Origin of the sequence: Streptomyces bobili (assembly GCF_002154575.1) — a bacterium.
Taxonomy (GTDB): Bacteria; Actinomycetota; Actinomycetes; order Streptomycetales; family Streptomycetaceae; genus Streptomyces; species Streptomyces bobili.
Genome location: NZ_MUBA01000194.1, coordinates 17,465 through 36,415 on the forward strand (window position 1 = coordinate 17,465; position 18,951 = coordinate 36,415).

Genomic DNA, 18,951 nt, shown 5'->3' on the forward strand with positions numbered 1-18,951 from the left:
AGTGCTCCTTCACAGATGGCGGCGTCGGGTGGAGACGTGCCGTTCGTACAGCTCACGGGCCTTCACCGCGGACGCTCGGGTCGCGGTCTCGGCCACAGGTACATCCCACCAGGCCTGCGCCGGGGGCGCGCCCGACACTGTGTCTGCCGTTTGGGTCTCGACGTAGACACAAGTGGGAGTGTCGGCGGCGCGTGCTTCGGCGAGTGCCGCGCGCAGGTCCTGGACGGTCTTCGCGCGCAGCACGCGCATGCCGAGGCTGGCCACGTTGGCCGCGAGGTCGACGGGGAGCGGGGCGCCGGTGAACGTCCCGTCGTCGGCCCGGTAGCGGTAGGCGGTGCCGTAGCGCTCGCCGCCGGTCTCCTCCGACAGACCGCCGATGGAGGCGTAGCCGTGGTTCTGCACGAGCAGGATCTTGATCGCGATCCCCTCCTGCACGGCCGTGACGATCTCCGTCGGCATCATCAGATAGGTGCCGTCGCCGACGAGCGCCCACACCGGGCGGTCCGGCGCGGCGAGCTTCACGCCGATCGCGGCCGGGATCTCGTAGCCCATGCAGGAGTAGCCGTACTCCAGGTGGTACTGGTCGCGGGAGCGGGCCCGCCACAGCTTGTGCAGGTCGCCGGGGAGCGAACCGGCCGCGTTGATGATCACGTCCGACTCGTCGACGATCGCGTCCAGCGCGCCGAGCACCTGCGGCTGCGTCGGGCGTACGTCGGGCTCCTCCGCCTCGTAGCAGGCGTCGACGCGCTGCTCCCAGCGTTCCTTGTCCTCGCCGTACTCGGCGACGTACGCGTCCGCGACGCGGTGGGCGTGCAGGCCGAGGGCCTGGGTCAGTTCCTGGAGGCCGCTGCGGGCGTCCGCGACGAGCGGCAGTCCGGCCAGCTTGTGGCCGTCGTAGGGGGCGATGTTGAGGTTGAGGAAGCGGACGTCGCCGTGGCCGAAGAGGGTGTGCGAGGCCGTGGTGAAGTCGGTGTAGCGGGTGCCGACGCCGATCACCAGGTCGGCGGTGCGGGCGAGTTCGTCCGCCGTCGCCGTGCCGGTGTGGCCGACGCCGCCGACGTCCTGGGGGTGGTCGTGGCGCAGGGAGCCCTTGCCGGCCTGGGTGGACGCGACCGGGATGCCGGTGGCCGCGGCGAACTCGGCGAGGGCCTCCTCCGCGCGGCTGTGGTGGACGCCGCCGCCCGCGATGAGCAGCGGGCGCTTCGCCGCGCGGATCGCCGTGACCGCCTCGGCGAGTTCGGCGGGGTCGGCGCCCGGACGCCGTACGGACCAGGTGCGCTCGGCGAAGAACGCGTCGGGCCAGTCGTAGGCCTCGGCCTGGACGTCCTGGGGCAGCGCGAGGGTGACCGCGCCGGTCTCCACGGGGTCCGTCAGCACCCGCATCGCCTGGAGGGCGGCCGGGATCAGGGCCTCGGGGCGGGTAACGCGGTCGAAGTACCTCGACACCGGGCGCAGCGCGTCGTTGACCGACACATCGCCCGCGTAGGGGACTTCGAGCTGCTGGAGGACGGGGTCGGCGGCGCGGGTCGCGAAGGTGTCGCCGGGCAGGAGGAGGACGGGGAGGTGGTTGATGGTGGCGAGGGCGGCTCCGGTGACCAGGTTGGTCGCGCCGGGGCCGATGGACGTCGTCACCGCGTGCGTGGACAGCCGGTTCGACTGACGGGCGTAGCCGACGGCCGCGTGCACCATCGACTGCTCGTTGCGGCCCTGGTGGTACGGCATCTCGTCGGCGTACTCGACGAGGGCCTGGCCGAGGCCGGCGACGTTCCCGTGGCCGAAGATGCCCCACGTCGCGCCGATCAGCCGCTGCCGTACGCCGTCGCGCTCGGTGTACTGGGCGGCGAGGAACCGCACCAGCGCCTGGGCCACGGTAAGCCTGGTGGTCATCGGTAACCCCCTGTGGTCGCTGTGTGCTCCGGGTGGAAGCAGATCCGCCACTCCCGGGTCTCGCCCGGTCCCGCCATCACGTTCAGGTAGTACATGGTGTGGCCGGGCTGGGCGATGGACGGGCCGTGCCAGCCGTCGGGTACGAGGACGGCGTCACCGGAGCGGACCTCGGCGAGGACGTCGGAGCCGCCCTCGCGCGAGGGGGACACGCGCTGGTAGCCGACGCCGCCCGGTCCGTCGATCTCGAAGTAGTAGATCTCCTCCAGCTCCGATTCCTCGCCCGGCCGGTGCTCGTCGTGCTTGTGCGGCGGGTACGAGGACCAGTTGCCGCCGGGGGTGATGACCTCGACGGCGATCAGCTTGGCGCAGTCGAAGGCGTCGGCGGAGGCGAAGTTGCGCACCAGGCGGGCGCAGTTGCCGCTGCCGCGTTCCTCGACGGGGACCTCCGGCGCGGGGCCGTAGCGGGCGGGGAGTTGACGCTCGCACTTCGCTCCTGCCAGGGCGAAGCGGCCTCCCGCGCCGGAGGCGATCTGGGCCTGGGCGTCGCGGGGAACGTAAGCGAAGTCGGTCACCGACGCGAAAACGCTTTCCCTGCCCAGGAGTTGGAACTCTTCATCCGCGGTCCGCACGGTACATGCGCCCTCCAGCGGAAGCACGATCCACTCGCTGTCACCGGTGGTGAGGCTGTGGGTGCCGCCCGGCGCCAGCTCGACGATCCGCAGACTGCTGTGCGTCCAGCCGGCCCGCTTCGGGTCGATGTCGAGCACGTGGTCGGCACCGGCGGTGCTGCCGCGGGGGATGTGCAGCTTGTCGTTCATACGGCCCTCACGCTCCCGGTGGCGTTCACGTTCTGCGGGCGCCTCACCATCCACGCGGCGCTCACGCTCGGCGCGGCCCTCACAGCAGTCCTACGGCGGTGTCCACGGCGGCCGTCACATCGCCGTCCGCCGGGTACAGCAGCGAACGGCCGACCACCAGGCCGCGGACGGTGGGCAGTTGCAGCGCCCCGCGCCACTTCTCGTACGCCCCGTCCTGGTCGTCGCCCACCTCGCCGCCCAGCAGGACGGCGGGGAGTGTGGAGGTCGCCATGACCTCGGCCATGTCGTCGGGGTTGTCGGTGACCGGGACCTTCAGCCAGGTGTAGGCGGAGGTGCCGCCCAGGCCGGAGGCGATGGCGATCGACTTGGTGACGGCCTCGGCGGAGAGGTCGTTGCCGAGCTTCCCCTCCGGGGTGCGGCGGCTGATGAACGGCTCGACGAAGAGGGGCAGCCTGCGGGCCGCCATGTCGTCGATCGCGCGGGCGGTCGACTCAAGGGTGGTGAGCGAGCCTGGGTCGTCGTAGTCGATCCGCAGGAGCAGTTTGCCCGCGTCGAATCCGAGACGCTCGATGTCCTCCGCGCGGTGGCCGGTGAAACGGTCGTCGAGTTCGAAGCGGGCGCCCTGGAGGCCGCCGCGGTTCATCGAGCCCATGACGATCTTGCCGTCGAGGGCGCCGAGGAGGAGCAGGTCGTCGAGGATGTCCGCGGTGGCGAGGACACCGTCCACACCCGGTCTGCTCAGCGCCAGGCAGAGGCGTTCCAGCAGGTCGGCGCGGTTGGCCATGGCCAGCTTGCGGTCGCCGACGCCGAGGGCGCCGCGGGCCGGGTGGTCGGCGGCGACGATCATCAGCCGGCCGGCCTCGTCGAGCAGCGGGCGGCGGGTGCGGCGCGCGGCGGCCTCGGCGATGGCCTCGGGGTGGTGGGTGCGCAGGCGGACGAGTTCGGAGACGTCGACGGTGGTGGGGGTGGCTTCGGATGCCCCCGCGTGGGTCTCGTGCGGGGTTCCTCCCGCACGGCCCGCCGTCACCGCACCGCTCCGGCGGCGAGGGCTTCTTCGATCTCGGTGGGTGTCGGCATGGCCGAGGAGCACTCCAGGCGGGAGGCGACGATGGCGCCGGCGGCATTGGCGTGGCGCATGATCTTCTCCAGGTCCCAGCCCGCGAGCAGGCCGTGGCAGAGGGAGCCGCCGAAGGCGTCGCCGGCCCCGAGGCCGTTGAGGACGTCCACGGGGAGCGGGGGGACCTCGGCGGAGTCGCCCGCGCTGTTGACGGCCAGGACGCCCTTGGGGCCCTGTTTGACGACGGCGAGTTCGACTCCGGCGTCGAGGAGGGCGCGGGCGGCGTCGTGCGGGTCGCGCACGCCGGTGGCGACCTCGACCTCGTCCAGGTTGCCCACGGCGACGGTGGTGTGTTTCAGAGCCTCGGCGTAGAAGGGGCGGGCGGCATCCGGGTCGGACCAGAACATGGGCCGCCAGTCGAGGTCGAACACGGTGGTGCCGGCCTTGGCGCGGTGGGCGAGGGCCGCCAGCGTCGCCGTACGGCTGGGTTCCTCGCTCAGGCCGGTGCCGGTGACCCAGAAGACGCGGGCCTCGCGGATGGCGTCGAGGTCGAGTTCGTGGGCGTCGATCTCCAGGTCGGGCGCCTTGGGCCGGCGGTAGAAGTAGAGCGGGAAGTCGTCCGGCGGGAAGACCTCGCAGAAGGTGACGGGGGTCGGCAGGCCGGGAACCGGCGTGACCCAGCGGTCGTCGACGCCGAACTCGCGTAGGGCCTCGTGGAGGTAGGTGCCGAAGGGGTCCTCGCCGGTGCGGGTGATCACCGCCGTGTCCCGGCCGAGGCGGGCGGCGGCGACGGCGACGTTGGTCGCCGAGCCGCCGAGGAACTTCCCGAAGGACGTGACCTGCGGCAGCGGCACGCCCGTCTGCAACGGGTAGAGGTCCACTCCGATCCGCCCCATGGTGATCAGGTCGTAGGCCATCGAGTTCCCTTCGTATCGGCTCTCCACGGCTTTCTAGCCCCGCATGGCGGACCCTGTCAATGTTTTGTCCAGACATTCGGACCAGCTCTTGACACCCTTGCGGCCGCACAGCACGCTGACGGCCATGACGTCGTTGTCACCTCAGCCCTCACTTTCCCGCATCCGGGTCGGTTCGGCCCCCGACAGCTGGGGCGTCTGGTTCCCGGACGACCCGCAGCAGGTGCCCTGGCAGCGCTTCCTCGACGAGGTCGCGCTCTCCGGCTACGAGTGGATCGAACTCGGCCCCTACGGGTATCTGCCGACCGATCCCGCCGTCCTCACCGAGGAGACCGCCAGGCGCGGCCTGAAGGTGTCGGCCGGCACGGTGTTCACCGGGCTGCACCACGGCGAGGCCGTGTGGGAGAAGACCTGGGCGCACGTCGCGGACAACGCGGCGCTCGCGCAGGCCATGGGAGCACGGCACCTCGTGGTCATCCCGTCCTTCTGGCGGGACGACAAGACCGGCGAGGTCCTGGAACCGGACACGCTGACGCCCGAGCAGTGGCGCAATCTGACCTCGCTGACCGAGCGGCTCGGCAAGCAGGTGCGGGAGCGGTACGGGCTGGAGATCGTCGTCCACCCGCACGCCGACACCCACATCGACAGCGAGGAGAACGTCGTCCGGTTCCTCGACGGCACCGACTCCGGCCTCGTGTCGCTGTGCCTGGACACCGGGCACTACGCGTACTGCGGCGGGGACAGCGTCAAGCTGATCGAGACGTACGGGGAGCGGATCGGCTACCTCCACCTCAAGCAGGTCGACCCGGAGATCCTCGCGGAGGTGCGGGCGCAGGAGGTCCCCTTCGGGCCGGCCGTCGCCCGCGGGGTGATGTGCGAGCCTCCTTCAGGGGTGCCGGCCCTCGGTCCCGTACTGGAGGCCGCGCAGAAGCTGGACGTCGATCTGTTCGCGATCGTGGAGCAGGACATGTATCCGTGCGCTCCGGACACGCCGCTGCCCATCGCTCAGCGGACTCGGGCGTTCCTGCGGTCCTGCGGGGCATAGCCCTCCGGGGGCGGGGGCGCGGCCGACACAGGCGCCCCTTTGCGGCGTTTGTGTCATCTGCGTCACAAACGTTGACGTTCCGTCACCGATGTCACGCGTACGCGGATGGCATGTCGCACGCTGTCAACAGCCGCTTCCTCTCTGTCACTGCGCGTCGTTGAGCGGGCACAGGCGTGGTGATCGCCAGCGCAGCGGCGGGCTCCCCCCGGCGGCCTCCCGGCCGCCGCCCCCGCAGGCGCAGGGAGGTGCGACTCATGACCGACCGAGGACTGTGGTCCTACAAGGAGATCGCGGCACACATCCGGGTGCAGACCGACACCGTACGGTCCTATCGCAAGCACGGACTGCTCCCCCCGCCCGACCATGTGGAGGGCGGAAAGCCCTACTGGTACGCCGACACCGTCCGCACCTGGGTCGCCTCCCGGCCCGGCAACCGGGGCCGCCGGACCGACTGAGGGCCCCACTGGAAAAACCGTTCTGTGCCCCGCCCCCGGGTGGGGCACAGTGCTGTCCGTGAATCTGCGCGACGCTCCTGACGCTCCTGACTTCTCCGCGTCCTCGATGGCCTCCGGGGCCTCCGAGGCCTCCGGGTCCGATTTCTCCGTATCCGAGTTCTCCGTCAAACCCTGTCTCACCGGCGAGAGAACGGTGCTGCGGCCCTTCACCGAGGCGGACGCCGAGACCATGTGGGAGATCATCGGCGACCCCGAGGTGATCCGCTTCACCTTCCCGGCGAACGGCGAACTCACCCTGGACCGGCTGCGGTCCTGGTACGCCACGCGCTCCGCGCAGCCCGACCGCCTCGACCTCGCCGTCACCGACCGGGCCACCGGTGAACTCGTCGGCGAGGTCGTCCTGCACGAGTACGACCCCTACACCCGCACCTGCACCTTCCGCACCCTGATCGGACCCCGGGGACGGGGCCGTGGCCTGGGCACCGAGGCCACCCGACTGATCGTCGGCCACGGCTTCGAACAACTGGGCCTGCACCGCATCCAGTTGGAGCTGTACGGCGACAATCCCCGGGCCCGGCGCGTCTACGAGAAGGTGGGCTTCGTGGTGGAGGGCGTGCGCCGGGAGGCCGCGCCGCGGGAGGGGGGCTGGGTGGACGAGGTGCTGATGGCGCTCCTGGACCGGGAGTGGGCCGCCCTCACCGCCACGGCCCGATGACCGTGGCCCCGGCACCTGGCGCCGATCCCATCGCCGCGAGCGCCTCCGGTACGGCGTCCAGCGTGATCGTCGAGGTGACGAGCAGGTCCGGCCGGAGCACCCCCGCCCGGACCAGCTCCAGCATCGGAGGGTAGGTGCGGGCGGCCATGCCGTGGCTGCCCAGCAGTTCCAGCTCCAGGGCGATGGCACGGGCCAGGGGGACGGGTGTCGTGCCGTCAGGGGAGGGAAGCAGACCGACCTGGAGGTGCCGGCCGCGACGGCGCAGGCCGTTCACCGAGGCGGCGCAGGTGGCGGGCGAACCGAGGGCGTCGAGGGAGAGGTGCGCCCCGCCGCCGGTCAGCTCCCGCACCGCCGCCGCGGTGTCCGCGGTGTCCCGCGCGTCCACGCACGCTGCCGCGCCGAACGACCGTGCCAGGTCGAGGGCCTTCGGGGAGACGTCCACGGCGATCACCCGCGCCCCCGAGGCGGCCGCGATCATCACCGCGGACAGGCCCACCCCGCCGCAGCCGTGCACGGCCACCCACTCCCCCGCCGCCACCCGGCCCTGCTGCACGACCGCCCGGAACGCGGTGGCGAACCGGCAGCCGAGGGCGGCGGCTGTGGCGTAGGAGAGGTCGTCGGGGATCGCGACCAGGTTCACGTCCGCGTGGTCCAGCGCCACGTACTGGGCGAAGGAGCCCCAGTGGGTGAAGCCGGGCTGGGTCTGGCGCTCACAGACCTGGTGGTCGCCCGCCACGCAGGACGGGCAGCTGCCGCAGCCGCACACGAAGGGCACGGTCACCCGGTCGCCGGGGCTCCACCGCGTGACCCGGGCGCCCACCTCCTCGACGACTCCGGCGAGTTCGTGGCCCGGTACGTGCGGCAGGGTGATGTCCGGGTCGTGGCCCATCCAGCCGTGCCAGTCGCTGCGGCACAGGCCGGTGGCCTCGACACGGACCACCACGCCGTGCTCCGCGGGCCGCGGGTCGGGCACCTCCCGGACCTCGGCCGGCTCTCCGTACCGCTCGAACACCACAGCCCGCATGCGCGACTCCTTCTGCCCGTCCCCGCCCTCACCGACCGTCCCCGGCCGGGGAGATCACCGCGAATGCTAGAGCCCGGTCCTCGGCCCCCGGGCCCTGGCCCTTGGTCCCTGACCTCTGGCCTCTGGCCTCTGGCCTCTGGCCTCTGGCCTCTGGCCTCTGGCCCGGGGGCCTCTCCCCTACCCGCGCGCACCCACCGCGTCCCGCTCGGAGTCCGTATCGGGGTTCGTCTCGGGGTCCGTATCGGGGTTCGTCTCGCGGTCCGGCTGCTTGGCCGGGGTCGGGTCGGCCTCGCTGAGGCCGAAGCGCTGGTGGAAGCGGCGCAGGGGGCCCGGCGCCCACCAGGTGGCCTTGCCGGTGAGGCGCATGATGGCCGGGACCAGCAGGCTGCGCACGACCATCGCGTCCATCAGGACCGCGAGGGCGATGCCGAGTCCGAGCATCTTGGTGTTGGTGACCCGTGAGGTGCCGATCGCGACCATCACCACGGCCAGGATGACCGCCGCCGCCGTGATCAGGCCGCCCGTGCGCTGGAGGCCCAGGCGTACCGACCGTTCGTGGTCGCCGGTGTGGTCGTACTCCTCCTTGATGCGGGAGAGCAGGAACACGCCGTAGTCCATCGAGAGACCGAAGGCCACGCAGAACATCAGGACCGGCAGGGTCGTCTCGATGGAGCCGGAGCTGGTGAAGCCGAGCAGGCCGGAGAGATGGCCGTCCTGGAAGACCCACACCACGGCGCCGAACATCGCGGTCAGGCTGAGCGCGTTGAGCAGGACGGCCTGGATCGGTATCAGCACACTGCCGGTCAGCAGGAACACCAGCAGCAGCGTGACGACGGTGATGAAGGCCGCCGCAAGGGGAAGCTGGTCGCCTATGGCCTTCTTGGAGTCGACCAGCACTGCGGCGGCACCGGTCACCTTCGTGTCGAAGGGGGCCTCGGTGGCTCGCAGGTCGCCCACCAGGCGCTGGCCCGCCTCGTCCACGGCCTCACCCTCGGGCTGCACGGTGAAGTACGCCGTGTCGCCCTTCACCAGCGGACCGTCCACGCGCGCGACGTCCGGGAGAGCCGCGACGCGCTCCTTGTAGGCGGCGTACTCGGCCTGGGTGGCCCTGCCCTCGGCGAGGACTTCCAGGCCGCCGCCCGGGGTGCCGGGAAAGCCGTCCCTGATGTGCTGCTGCACCACGTGGGACTCGGCGGAGGAGGGCAGCTGACGGTCGTCCGCGGTGCCGAACTTCACGCCCAGGAAAGGCAGTCCGAGCAGGACGAGCACGGCCGTCGTCCCGAGCGCGAAGAAGGGGGCTCGGCGCATGACGAGGGTCGCCGTACGGCCCCAGGCCGTGCGGTCCTCCGTCCTGCCCTCCGTGCCGTTCTGCGTGCTGCCCTCCGTGCCGGGGCCCGTGCTCTTCGCCCGGCCTCGCCGGAACAGGCGGCGCACGTCGAGGGAGTCGACCCGGTGGCCGAGGAGGACGAGGGCCGCCGGGAGCAGGATCAGCGCGGCTGCGGCGGCCAGCAGGACGACCGCTATGCCGGCGTAGGCGAAGGAGCGCAGGAAGTACTGGGGGAAGACGAGCATCGCGGCCAGCGAGACGGCGACCGTGAGCGCCGAGAACAGGACGGTGCGGCCCGCTGTGCGCAGGGTGGTGCCGATGGCGGTGGTCGGGTCGGCGCCGCCGGACACCTCCTCGCGGAAGCGCCGGACGATGAACAGGGCGTAGTCGATGGCCAGGCCGAGGCCCAGGGCGGTGGTGAGGTTCATCGCGAAGATGGAGACGTCGGTGAACTCCGTGAGGGCGCCGAGGACCGCGTTGGTGCCCAGGATGGCGACGATGCCGACGCCGAGCGGCAGCAGGGCGGCGACCGCACTGCCGAAGACCATCACCAGCAGCACCAGGGTGACCGGCAGGGCGATGATCTCGGCGCGGGTGAGGTCCTCCTGGATGATCGTCTGCATTTCGTGCCGCACGGCGACGATGCCGCCGATCTTGACCTCCAGCGTGCCCTGGGTGCCGCGGTAGGAGGGGGCGATGCGGTCGAGCGTCTCGCCCATCGTCTTCTCGTCGCCCGTGATGCGGGCGGCGATCAGTGCCTCGTGGCCGTCCTCCGCGCGCAGGGCGGGGGCCTTGCCGCCCCAGTAGGAGCCGACGCCCACGACGCCCTTCTCGCCGGACAGCCGCTCGGCGAGGCGGGTGGCCTCGGCGGCCACGGCCGGGTCGTCGACGGAGGCGCGGCCCGAGTCGACGAGCAGGATCAGGTTGGGCTGGGAGTCGGGGAACTCGCGCTCCAGTGCCTCGGTGGCATAGGTGGACTCCGCGTCGGGGTCCTCCCAGCCACCGCTGCCCAGCTTGTCGGCGACCCCACTGCCCGCCAGCACCGCGAGCACGGTCAGCACCAGCGCGGCGAGCAGCGACAGCCTGGGCCGGGCGGTCACGAATCGGGTCCATCCTCCGACGCGCGGCGGACTGTCGGCGGGCGGATTGTTGACTGTGGTCATCGTGCGGTGTCCCCTTCACCATGATTCGACGTGACCCGTGCCGACATGAGCAGGCAGCATGGGTCACCACTGCCATAGAATGGCAAACACGAGACCTCGCTCGCGTTTCACTGGAACCAGAATGCGAGCGGACGCTCGCGTTTGTCAATCACGTTCGGAGAGCTGGGGAAAACTCGTGCCCGACACCGCCGAGAACCAGGCGAAGGAACAGCCGCGCCGCCGCCAGGCCCGCGGCGAACGCCGGATCGCCCAGCTCCTCGAGGCCGCCGCCACCGTCTTCTGCAGCACCGGGTACACGGCCGCGAGCACCAACGCCATCGCCCGCGAGGCCGGCGTCTCGCCCGGCACGCTCTACCAGTTCTTCCCGAACAAGGAAGCGATCGCGATCGAGCTGGGCGACCGGCTCATGCACGAGATGCGCGACACCTACGGCGAGGCGCTCGCTCCGATCGATCCCTCGACCACGCTGGAGGCGGCCGTCGGCGCCGCCGTCGACCGGTTCATCTCCTTCAACTGCGATCACCCGGTGTTCTTCGCCCTGATGCACGGCCCCGACATCCCCGGCCGCATCGCCGAGGAGCACGACGCCCTGCACGTCACACTGCTCGCCCGGATCGAGGAGCTGCTCTCCTCACTCCTGCCCGACGCCTCCCCGGCCGACCTCTCCCGCACCGCCCATATGTGCCTCGGCCTGTACAAGGCGGGCCTGGAGCTGGTCCTCGGCCACGAGGGCGCCGAGCAGGAGGCGTACATCCAGGAGCTGAAGAACGTCCTCGTGCGCTACCTGGAACCGCTCACCGGTGGACGAGCCGGCCGCGAAGAGGCGTCTTCGAGACGTACCCCCTAGGGGTATAGTGTGGGTGCAGTGGGGGCTTTCAGGGCCCTTTGGCCGGTACCTTCCGGGGCCTCTCGCAGGTACCTGCGGCCAACCCCTTCGTCCGGCCTCCCACAGACCGCACGCCTCGACGAGGAGTAACGAGATGACCGCCCACACCGACACTCCCGGAACCGTCACGGCCCTCTACAAGGTGAGCGGCATGAGCTGCGGCCACTGCGAGGGCGCCGTCTCCGGCGAGATCTCCGCGATCCCCGGCGTCACCTCGGTGAAGGCCGTCGCCTCCACCGGCGAGGTCACCGTCGTCTCCGCCACCGTGCTGGACGACGAGGCCGTACGCGCCGCCGTCGACGAGGCCGGCTTCGAGCTGGTCGGCCGCGCCTGACCCGCGCCTGAGTCACCGGTACCGGAGCCTGACCCGAACCGGGTCCGAGTCACCCGTCCCGGATTCGGGCCGTGCCGACCGGTGGATGGACACTGGTCGGACACGGCCCGTTCCGCTCCCTGGAGTCACGGACATGTCCAGCACCACCACGACCCCGACCGCCGCCGAGCCCCCCGAGTCCTCCGAGTCCTCCGAGTCCTCCGAAAGCTCCCAGGGCTCCGAGGTCTCCCAGGTCGAGTTGCTCATCGGCGGGATGACCTGCGCCTCCTGCGCGGCCCGCGTGGAGAAGAAGCTCAACCGTATGGACGGCGTCACGGCGACGGTCAACTACGCGACCGAGAAGGCGCGGATCAGCCACCCCGCCGAGGTGCGGGTCGCCGACCTGATCGCGACCGTCGTGAGGACGGGCTACACCGCCGAGGAACCCGCGCCCCCGCCCGCGGTCGCGGCCTCCGAGGAGATGCCGGCCGAGTCGTCCGGATCGTCCGGGGACGCCGAGCTGTCGGCCCTGCGCCACCGCCTCCTCGTCTGCGCCCTGCTCGCCGCGCCCGTCGTCCTGTCCGCCATGATCCCGGCCCTCCAGTTCGACAACTGGCAGTGGCTGTCGCTGACGCTGGCCGCGCCCGTCGTCGTCTGGGGCGGGCTGCCGTTCCACCGGGCGGCCTGGACGAATCTGCGGCACGGCGCCTCCACCATGGACACGCTGGTCTCCGTCGGCACCCTGGCCGCGTTCGGCTGGTCGCTGTGGGCGCTGTTCCTCGGCGACGCGGGCATGCCCGGCATGCGGCACCCCTTCGAGCTGACCGTCTCGCGCGCCGACGGCGCCTCCACGATCTATCTGGAGGTCGCCGCGGGGGTGACCGTCTTCATCCTCCTGGGCCGCTACCTGGAGGCCCGCTCCAAGCGGCGCGCGGGAGCCGCGCTCAGGGCGCTGATGGAGCTGGGCGCCAAGGAGGTGGCCGTCCTGCGGGACGGGCGGGAGACCCTGATCCCCGTGGACCGGCTGACGGTCGGGGACCGGTTCGTCGTCCGGCCCGGCGAGAAGATCGCCACCGACGGCACCGTCACCGAAGGTGTCTCCGCCGTCGACGTCTCCATGCTGACCGGCGAGTCGGTGCCGTCGGACGTGGGCCCCGGCGACACGGTCACCGGCGCCACCGTGAACGCCGGCGGCCGGCTCGTCGTCGAGGCGACCCGGATCGGCGCGGACACCCGGCTGGCCCACATGGCCCGGCTCGTCGAGGACGCGCAGAACGGCAAGGCGGAGGTGCAGCGGCTGGCCGACCGGGTCGCCGCCGTCTTCGTCCCCGTCGTCCTGCTGATCGCCGCCGCCACGTTCGGCGCCTGGCTCGGCCTGACCGGCGACACGGCCGCCGCGTTCACGGCGGCCGTCGCCGTCCTGATCATCGCCTGCCCGTGCGCCCTGGGCCTGGCGACTCCCACCGCGCTCATGGTCGGCACCGGCCGGGGCGCCCAGCTCGGCATCCTCATCAAGGGCCCGGAGGTCCTGGAGAACACCCGCCGGGTCGACACGGTCGTCCTCGACAAGACCGGCACCGTCACCACCGGCCGCATGACCCTCCAGGAGGTCTACGCCGCCGACGGCACCGACGAGACGCTGCTGCTGCGGCTCGCGGGCGCCCTGGAGCACGCCTCCGAGCACCCGGTCGCCCGAGCGATCGCCGCGGGCGCCGAGATGGGGATCCCCCCGCTCGAACGGAGCCGGGAGCAGGGGCCGGCCGGGCGACTGCCGTCGGCCGAGCACTTCGAGAACGTGCCCGGACGCGGCGTACGCGGGCGCGTGGAGGGCCACGAGGTGGCTGTGGGCCGGCTCTTCGACGACCTTCCGCCGAAGGTGGCGCACGCCAGGGACGAGGCTGAGCGCCGCGGCCGTACGGCGGTCGTCGTCGGGTGGGACGGGGCGGTACGCGGGGTGCTCGCCGTCGCCGACGCCGTCAAGGAGACCAGCGCCGAGGCCGTACGGGAGCTGCGCGCGCTCGGGCTCACACCGGTGCTGCTGACCGGGGACAACCGGGCGGTGGCCGAGGCCGTGGCGGCGGAGGTGGGCATCGACGAGGTGATCGCCGAGGTGCTGCCCGAGGACAAGGTCGCCGTCGTGAAGCGGCTCCAGGGCGAGGGGCGGGTCGTCGCCATGGTCGGAGACGGCGTCAACGACGCCGCCGCGCTTGCCACCGCCGACCTGGGCCTGGCGATGGGCACGGGCACCGACGCGGCGATCGAGGCGGGCGATCTGACGCTGGTGCGCGGGGATCTGCGGGTCGCGGCGGACGCGATCCGGCTGTCCCGGCGGACCCTGGCCACGATCAAGGGCAACCTCGTGTGGGCCTTCGGCTACAACGTGGCCGCGCTGCCGCTGGCCGCGGCCGGACTGCTCAACCCGATGCTCGCCGGAGCGGCGATGGCCTTCTCGTCCGTCTTCGTGGTGACGAACAGCTTGCGACTGCGGACATTCCGCTGAGGTGCGGCGAAGTACCCGGAAGTTACCGGCGGTTAGGGCCAAGTCGAAACAACAGCCCCCCTGGAGTCCGGCGCGAGCCTCACATAAGCTCTTCACAAGGCTCGCGCATCATCCTTACGCTTGGGCCTCGATCGCCGTATCCGGGCTCTTGCGCATGTAACGGGACATATGCAAGAGACACAGATCACAGTGACGTGAACGTAACCATCGAAGGGGTCCGACGGTCTAAGTTGACGATGTCAGGAAGCGTCTTGGGGGGCGCCGACTGACATCTGGAGATGTCTTGGGGGACTTCTCCAGAGATGCGTTGCCGGGGCAGGCACACCGGGAAGCTTTGAGCGGCCCTCCCAGCGTGCGCTGTCCCGGCAGATCGCACACCTGGCGGGGATACTGTGTGTTCCGCTCGTTCCGCTCAACTCCCGCCGCAGAACAATCACATATGCATCAGCGAATTCAGGCGCTGTGCTCTCCAGACGCCCGGCCGGATCCCGTGGGGGGAATCCGCACCGGGACATGGGAAGGCGCCCTGGTCGTCGGCCCGTGGGGGGACCGACGCACCAGGGCGCCTTCTTCATGCACTGCTGCAGTACGAGGTGACTACGGGGCTGCCCTTGCGGACAGCCCCTCGCTCACGTGCCCCGACGGCAGGCGTCAGCGCTGCTCGACCGGGACGAAGTCGCGCTCGACGACGCCCGTGTAGATCTGGCGCGGGCGGCCGATGCGGGAGCCCGGCTCCTTGATCATCTCGTGCCACTGAGCGATCCAGCCCGGCAGGCGGCCGAGGGCGAACAGGACCGTGAACATCTCGGTCGGGAAGCCCATGGCCCGGTAGATCAGACCGGTGTAGAAGTCGACGTTCGGGTAGAGGTTGCGCGAGACGAAGTAGTCGTCGGAGAGCGCGTGCTCCTCCAGCTTCAGCGCGATGTCCAGCAGTTCGTCGGACTTGCCGAGGGCCGAGAGGACGTCGTGCGCCGCCGCCTTGATGATCTTCGCGCGCGGGTCGAAGGACTTGTACACCCGGTGGCCGAAGCCCATCAGGCGGACGCCGTCCTCCTTGTTCTTCACCTTGCGGATGAAGGAGTCGACATCGCCGCCGTTGGCCTGGATGCCTTCGAGCATCTCCAGGACGGACTGGTTGGCGCCGCCGTGCAGCGGGCCCCACAGGGCGTTGATGCCGGCCGAGATCGACGCGAACATGTTGGCCTGCGAGGAGCCCACCAGGCGGACCGTGGACGTCGAACAGTTCTGCTCGTGGTCCGCGTGCAGGATCAGCAGCTTGTCGAGCGCGGAGACGACGACCGGGTCCGGGTCGTATTCCTGCGCGGGGACCGAGAAGGTCATGCGGAGGAAGTTCTCGACGTAGCCGAGGTCGTTGCGCGGGTAGACGAACGGGTGACCGATCGACTTCTTGTACGCGTACGCCGCGATCGTGGGGAGCTTGGCGAGCAGCCGGATCGTCGAGAGGTTGCGCTGCTTCTCGTCGAACGGATTGTGGCTGTCCTGGTAGAACGTCGAGAGCGCCGAGACGACCGACGACAGCATCGCCATCGGGTGGGCGTCGCGCGGGAAGCCCCGGTAGAAGTTCTTGACGTCCTCGTGCAGCAGGGTGTGCTGCGTGATGTCGTTCTTGAACGAGCTCAGCTCGTCGACGGTGGGCAGCTCGCCGTTGATCAGCAGGTAGCCGACCTCGAGGAAGGTCGACCGCTCGGCCAGCTGCTCGATCGGGTAGCCGCGGTACCGGAGGATGCCCTGTTCGCCGTCGAGGTAGGTGATGGCGGATTTATAGGCGGCGGTGTTGCCGTAACCGCTGTCCAGGGTCACGAGACCGGTCTGGGCGCGGAGCTTCCCGATGTCGAAGCCCTTGTCGCCGACGGTGCTGTCGATCACCGGGTAGGTGTACTCGCCGTCGCCGTACCGCAGTACTACAGAGTTGTCGCTCACGTCATCCCTCACCGACGTTGTGCCTCTTCTTCGAGGTTGCCCTGACTGTCTCTACCATCCCCCATTTGGCGCAGGAGAGTGCACTCGGGGTCGGCCATTGGGCTTATCCACGGCACTCAGTGCCGCCAACTTGCTCATCCTGCCGCCTTCGTCACGGTTGCGGAAGTGCTCTGTGACCTTCATGACTCATTTGATCGATCATTTTTTGCGCTGCCCGGCGAGCCGGAAGTCGAGTGCCGTGCAACGGCGGCCCGCCGACACCGTGCGTACCGCCTGGCCGATGGCCTTGCGGGAGCCGACGAGAACGACCAGCTTCTTGGCACGGGTGACCGCCGTATACAAAAGGTTCCGCTGGAGCATCATCCATGCTCCCGTGGTGACGGGGATCACCACCGCGGGATATTCACTCCCCTGTGAACGGTGGATCGTCACCGCGTACGCGTGGGCGAGTTCGTCCAGCTCATCGAACTCGTACGGAACCTCCTCGTCCTCGTCGGTCAGCACGGTGAGGCGCTGGTCGACCGGATCGAGTGAGGTGACCACGCCCACGGTGCCGTTGAAGACGCCGTTCGCCCCCTTGTCGTAGTTGTTGCGGATCTGGGTGACCTTGTCGCCGACGCGGAAGACCCGGCCGCCGAACCGCTTCTCGGGTACGTCGGGACGGCCGGGGGTGATGGCCTGCTGGAGCAGCGCGTTGAGGGCGCCGGCGCCGGCCGGGCCGCGGTGCATGGGCGCGAGGACCTGGACGTCCCGGCGGGGATCGAGGCCGAACTTGGCCGGAATGCGACGGGCGGCCACATCCACCGTGAGCCGGCCCGCGTCCTCCGTCTCGTCCTCGACGAACAGGAAGAAGTCCTTCATGCCGTCGGTGAGCGGATGCTGCCCGGCGTTGATCCGGTGCGCGTTGGTCACCACGCCGGACTGCTGGGCCTGGCGGAACACGCGCACCAGGCGCACGGCGGGGATCGGGCCGCCGTCGGCGAGCATGTCGCGCAGCACCTCCCCCGCGCCGACACTGGGGAGTTGGTCCACGTCGCCGACGAAGAGGAGATGGGCACCCGGCGGGATCGCCTTCACCAGCTTGTTGGCGAGCAGCAGGTCCAGCATCGAGGCCTCGTCGACGACCACCAGATCCGCGTCGAGCGGGCGGTCGCGGTCGTACGCCGCGTCGCCGCCGGGCTTGAGTTCGAGGAGCCGGTGGACTGTGGAGGCCTCGGCGCCGGTCAGTTCGGCGAGGCGCTTGGCGGCACGGCCGGTGGGGGCCGCGAGGACCACCTTGGCCTTCCTGGCGCGGGCCAGTTCCACGATCGAGCGGACCGTGAAGGACTTGCCGCAGCCGGGGCCACCGGTCAGCACGGCGACCTTCTCGGTCAACGCCAGCTTGACGGCGGCCTCCTGCTCGGGGGCGAGGTCGGCGCCGGTACGGGTCCGCAGCCAGGCCAGCGCCTTGTCCCAGGCCACGTCACGGAAGGCCGGCATCCGGTCCTCGCCGGTGCGCAGCAGGCGCAACAGCTGGGCGGAGAGGGAGAGTTCGGCCCGGTGGAAGGGGACGAGGTAGACGGCCGTGACGGGCTCCGCGTCGCCGTCCGGGCCCGGCACCTTCTCCCGTACGACGCCGGGGTCCTCGCCCTCCTCCGGGGGCGCGGCGAGTTCAGCGAGGCACTCGATGACGAGGCCGGTGTCGACCTGCAGCAGCTTGACCGCGTCGGCGATCAGGCGCTCCTCGGGGAGGTAGCAGTGGCCCTGGTCGCTGGACTGGGACAGCGCGTACTGGAGGCCCGCCTTGACGCGCTCCGGGCTGTCGTGCGGGATGCCGACGGACTGGGCGATCTTGTCGGCGGTGAGGAAGCCGATGCCCCAGACGTCGGACGCCAGGCGGTACGGCTGGTTCTTCACGACCGCGATCGAGGCGTCCCCGTACTTCTTGTAGATGCGGACCGCGATCGACGTCGACACCTCGACGGTCTGGAGGAAGAGCATGACCTCCTTGATCGCCTTCTGTTCCTCCCAGGCATCGGCGATCTTCCTGGTGCGTTTCGGGCCGAGGCCGGGCACCTCGATCAGGCGCTTCGGCTCCTCCTCGATGATCTTCAGGGTGTCCATGCCGAAGTGCTGGGTGATGCGGTCGGCGAAGACCGGGCCGATGCCCTTGACCAGCCCCGATCCGAGGTAGCGGCGGATGCCCTGGATGGTGGCGGGGAGAAGTGTCGTGTAGTTCTCGACGGCGAACTGCTTGCCGTACTGCGGGTGGGAGCCCCAGCGGCCCTCCATGCGCAGGGACTCGCCGGCCTGGGCCCCGAGGAGCGCGCCGACCACCGTCAGGAGGTCGCCGGCGCCGCGGCCCGTGTCGACACGGGCGACCGTGTAGCCGGTTTCCTCGTTCGCATACGTGATGCGTTCCAGCACGCCCTCCAGGACGGCAAGTTGCCGGTCCCCGCCCGCCGTCGGTCGCTCCATGATCCGACGGTACCTCCCGGCACCGACAGCGTGTCCCTCAGCTCAGGGCCTCAGCTCATAGAGCGTGCTTCCGGCGGCTCATCCGGCCTGGGCGGTCACGTGGTCGATCACCTTCTGGAAGTCCTCGGTGGGGGAGAACTCGACGAGTTCGCAGTCCTCCAGGGCCATCGGTACGTGGCCGGGCGCCCAGTAGTAGGCCTGCCCCGCCTCGTAGACCCGCTCGCCCTCGGCCGTGAGCATCCGCAGCCGGCCCTTGAACAAGTAACCCCAGTGCGGGGCCTGGCACGAGTCGTCGGGCAGGCCCTTCAGCGCCGGGCCCATGTCGGTGCCCTGCGGGAGGGTGAGATAGCCGACGGACAAGCCGCCGCCGATCGGCGCGACACGCAGTTCGACCCCGTCACCTTCGAGCACCACGGGAACGTCGTTCCTGGTCACCGACGTCATGACTC

Annotated in this window: 15 protein-coding genes; 6 read left to right on the plus strand and 9 right to left on the minus strand. The window is 70.7% G+C overall.

Annotated elements, in window-relative coordinates; genetic code table 11:
- Window positions 1-9: 9 nt before the first annotated feature.
- The 4 genes from iolD to iolC all read right to left on the minus strand — a co-directional run bounded on the left by iolD (window position 10) and on the right by iolC (window position 4,679).
- Window positions 10-1,887: a 3D-(3,5/4)-trihydroxycyclohexane-1,2-dione acylhydrolase (decyclizing) gene (gene iolD / locus BZL64_RS16535; RefSeq protein ID WP_086769950.1), complete on the minus strand. Its 1,878-nt coding sequence runs from the start codon at window positions 1,885-1,887 to the stop codon at window positions 10-12.
- On the minus strand, window positions 1,884-2,705 hold the full coding sequence (gene iolB / locus BZL64_RS16540) for a 5-deoxy-glucuronate isomerase (RefSeq protein ID WP_086769951.1): 822 nt from the start codon (window positions 2,703-2,705) through the stop codon (window positions 1,884-1,886). Before iolB ends, iolD begins: the two co-directional genes overlap by 4 nt.
- 79 nt (window positions 2,706-2,784) lie before the next feature.
- Window positions 2,785-3,636: a Cgl0159 family (beta/alpha)8-fold protein gene (locus BZL64_RS16545; RefSeq protein ID WP_086769975.1), complete on the minus strand. Its 852-nt coding sequence runs from the start codon at window positions 3,634-3,636 to the stop codon at window positions 2,785-2,787.
- Between the two features lie 92 nt (window positions 3,637-3,728).
- Window positions 3,729-4,679 (minus strand): 5-dehydro-2-deoxygluconokinase, encoded by a 951-nt coding sequence (gene iolC / locus BZL64_RS16550; protein ID WP_086769952.1) that lies wholly within the window; start codon window positions 4,677-4,679, stop codon window positions 3,729-3,731.
- A gap of 124 nt (window positions 4,680-4,803) precedes the next feature.
- Here iolC and BZL64_RS16555 point away from each other — a divergent pair, with 124 nt between their 5' ends.
- The 3 genes from BZL64_RS16555 to BZL64_RS16565 all read left to right on the plus strand — a co-directional run bounded on the left by BZL64_RS16555 (window position 4,804) and on the right by BZL64_RS16565 (window position 6,891).
- Window positions 4,804-5,721, plus strand: a complete 918-nt coding sequence (locus BZL64_RS16555) for a sugar phosphate isomerase/epimerase family protein (protein WP_086769953.1) — start codon at window positions 4,804-4,806, stop codon at window positions 5,719-5,721.
- Window positions 5,722-5,975: 254 nt separating this feature from the next.
- Window positions 5,976-6,176: a helix-turn-helix transcriptional regulator gene (locus BZL64_RS16560; protein ID WP_086769954.1), complete on the plus strand. Its 201-nt coding sequence runs from the start codon at window positions 5,976-5,978 to the stop codon at window positions 6,174-6,176.
- A 106-nt stretch (window positions 6,177-6,282) separates the two neighbouring features.
- Window positions 6,283-6,891: a GNAT family N-acetyltransferase gene (locus tag BZL64_RS16565; protein ID WP_086769976.1), complete on the plus strand. Its 609-nt coding sequence runs from the start codon at window positions 6,283-6,285 to the stop codon at window positions 6,889-6,891.
- On the opposite strand, the gene BZL64_RS16570 is transcribed toward BZL64_RS16565, so the two are convergent.
- Window positions 6,872-7,915, minus strand: a complete 1,044-nt coding sequence (locus BZL64_RS16570) for a zinc-dependent alcohol dehydrogenase family protein (protein ID WP_086769955.1) — start codon at window positions 7,913-7,915, stop codon at window positions 6,872-6,874. The two genes, BZL64_RS16565 and BZL64_RS16570, sit on opposite strands and share 20 nt — an antisense overlap.
- Window positions 7,916-8,092: 177 nt before the next feature.
- Entirely contained in the window at window positions 8,093-10,405 is a 2,313-nt protein-coding gene (locus BZL64_RS16575) for an MMPL family transporter (RefSeq protein WP_086769956.1), read from the minus strand.
- Window positions 10,406-10,580: 175 nt separating this feature from the next.
- Here BZL64_RS16575 and BZL64_RS16580 point away from each other — a divergent pair, with 175 nt between their 5' ends.
- The 3 genes from BZL64_RS16580 to BZL64_RS16590 all read left to right on the plus strand — a co-directional run bounded on the left by BZL64_RS16580 (window position 10,581) and on the right by BZL64_RS16590 (window position 14,104).
- Window positions 10,581-11,252: a TetR/AcrR family transcriptional regulator gene (locus tag BZL64_RS16580; protein WP_244205364.1), complete on the plus strand. Its 672-nt coding sequence runs from the start codon at window positions 10,581-10,583 to the stop codon at window positions 11,250-11,252.
- A gap of 133 nt (window positions 11,253-11,385) precedes the next feature.
- On the plus strand, window positions 11,386-11,625 hold the full coding sequence (locus tag BZL64_RS16585; RefSeq protein ID WP_086769958.1) for a heavy-metal-associated domain-containing protein: 240 nt from the start codon (window positions 11,386-11,388) through the stop codon (window positions 11,623-11,625).
- A 133-nt stretch (window positions 11,626-11,758) separates the two neighbouring features.
- On the plus strand, window positions 11,759-14,104 hold the full coding sequence (locus tag BZL64_RS16590) for a heavy metal translocating P-type ATPase (RefSeq protein WP_167396154.1): 2,346 nt from the start codon (window positions 11,759-11,761) through the stop codon (window positions 14,102-14,104).
- Between the two features lie 651 nt (window positions 14,105-14,755).
- On the opposite strand, the gene BZL64_RS16595 is transcribed toward BZL64_RS16590, so the two are convergent.
- From BZL64_RS16595 to BZL64_RS16605, 3 genes are all read right to left on the minus strand, one after another.
- Entirely contained in the window at window positions 14,756-16,045 is a 1,290-nt protein-coding gene (locus tag BZL64_RS16595; RefSeq protein ID WP_086769960.1) for a citrate synthase, read from the minus strand.
- Window positions 16,046-16,243: 198 nt separating this feature from the next.
- Window positions 16,244-18,502: an SF1B family DNA helicase RecD2 gene (gene recD2, locus BZL64_RS16600; RefSeq protein WP_086769961.1), complete on the minus strand. Its 2,259-nt coding sequence runs from the start codon at window positions 18,500-18,502 to the stop codon at window positions 16,244-16,246.
- Window positions 18,503-18,580: 78 nt separating this feature from the next.
- Window positions 18,581-18,946 (minus strand): cupin domain-containing protein, encoded by a 366-nt coding sequence (locus BZL64_RS16605; RefSeq protein ID WP_086769962.1) that lies wholly within the window; start codon window positions 18,944-18,946, stop codon window positions 18,581-18,583.
- Between the last annotated feature and the right edge of the window lie 5 nt (window positions 18,947-18,951).

Bases quoted from the DNA above. Each gene is read 5' to 3' on its own strand.
- BZL64_RS16575 (WP_086769956.1), bottom strand. From the start codon at position 10,405: ATGACCACAGTCAACAATCCGCCCGCCGACAGTCCGCCGCGCGTCGGA.
- BZL64_RS16605 (WP_086769962.1), bottom strand. From the start codon at position 18,946: ATGACGTCGGTGACCAGGAACGACGTTCCCGTGGTGCTCGAAGGTGAC.
- BZL64_RS16570 (WP_086769955.1), bottom strand. From the start codon at position 7,915: ATGCGGGCTGTGGTGTTCGAGCGGTACGGAGAGCCGGCCGAGGTCCGG.
- BZL64_RS16585 (WP_086769958.1), top strand. From the start codon at position 11,386: ATGACCGCCCACACCGACACTCCCGGAACCGTCACGGCCCTCTACAAG.
- iolC (WP_086769952.1), bottom strand. From the start codon at position 4,679: ATGGCCTACGACCTGATCACCATGGGGCGGATCGGAGTGGACCTCTAC.
- BZL64_RS16565 (WP_086769976.1), top strand. From the start codon at position 6,283: ATGGCCTCCGGGGCCTCCGAGGCCTCCGGGTCCGATTTCTCCGTATCC.
- recD2 (WP_086769961.1), bottom strand. From the start codon at position 18,502: ATGGAGCGACCGACGGCGGGCGGGGACCGGCAACTTGCCGTCCTGGAG.
- BZL64_RS16560 (WP_086769954.1), top strand. From the start codon at position 5,976: ATGACCGACCGAGGACTGTGGTCCTACAAGGAGATCGCGGCACACATC.
- BZL64_RS16590 (WP_167396154.1), top strand. From the start codon at position 11,759: ATGTCCAGCACCACCACGACCCCGACCGCCGCCGAGCCCCCCGAGTCC.
- BZL64_RS16555 (WP_086769953.1), top strand. From the start codon at position 4,804: ATGACGTCGTTGTCACCTCAGCCCTCACTTTCCCGCATCCGGGTCGGT.
- iolD (WP_086769950.1), bottom strand. From the start codon at position 1,887: ATGACCACCAGGCTTACCGTGGCCCAGGCGCTGGTGCGGTTCCTCGCC.
- iolB (WP_086769951.1), bottom strand. From the start codon at position 2,705: ATGAACGACAAGCTGCACATCCCCCGCGGCAGCACCGCCGGTGCCGAC.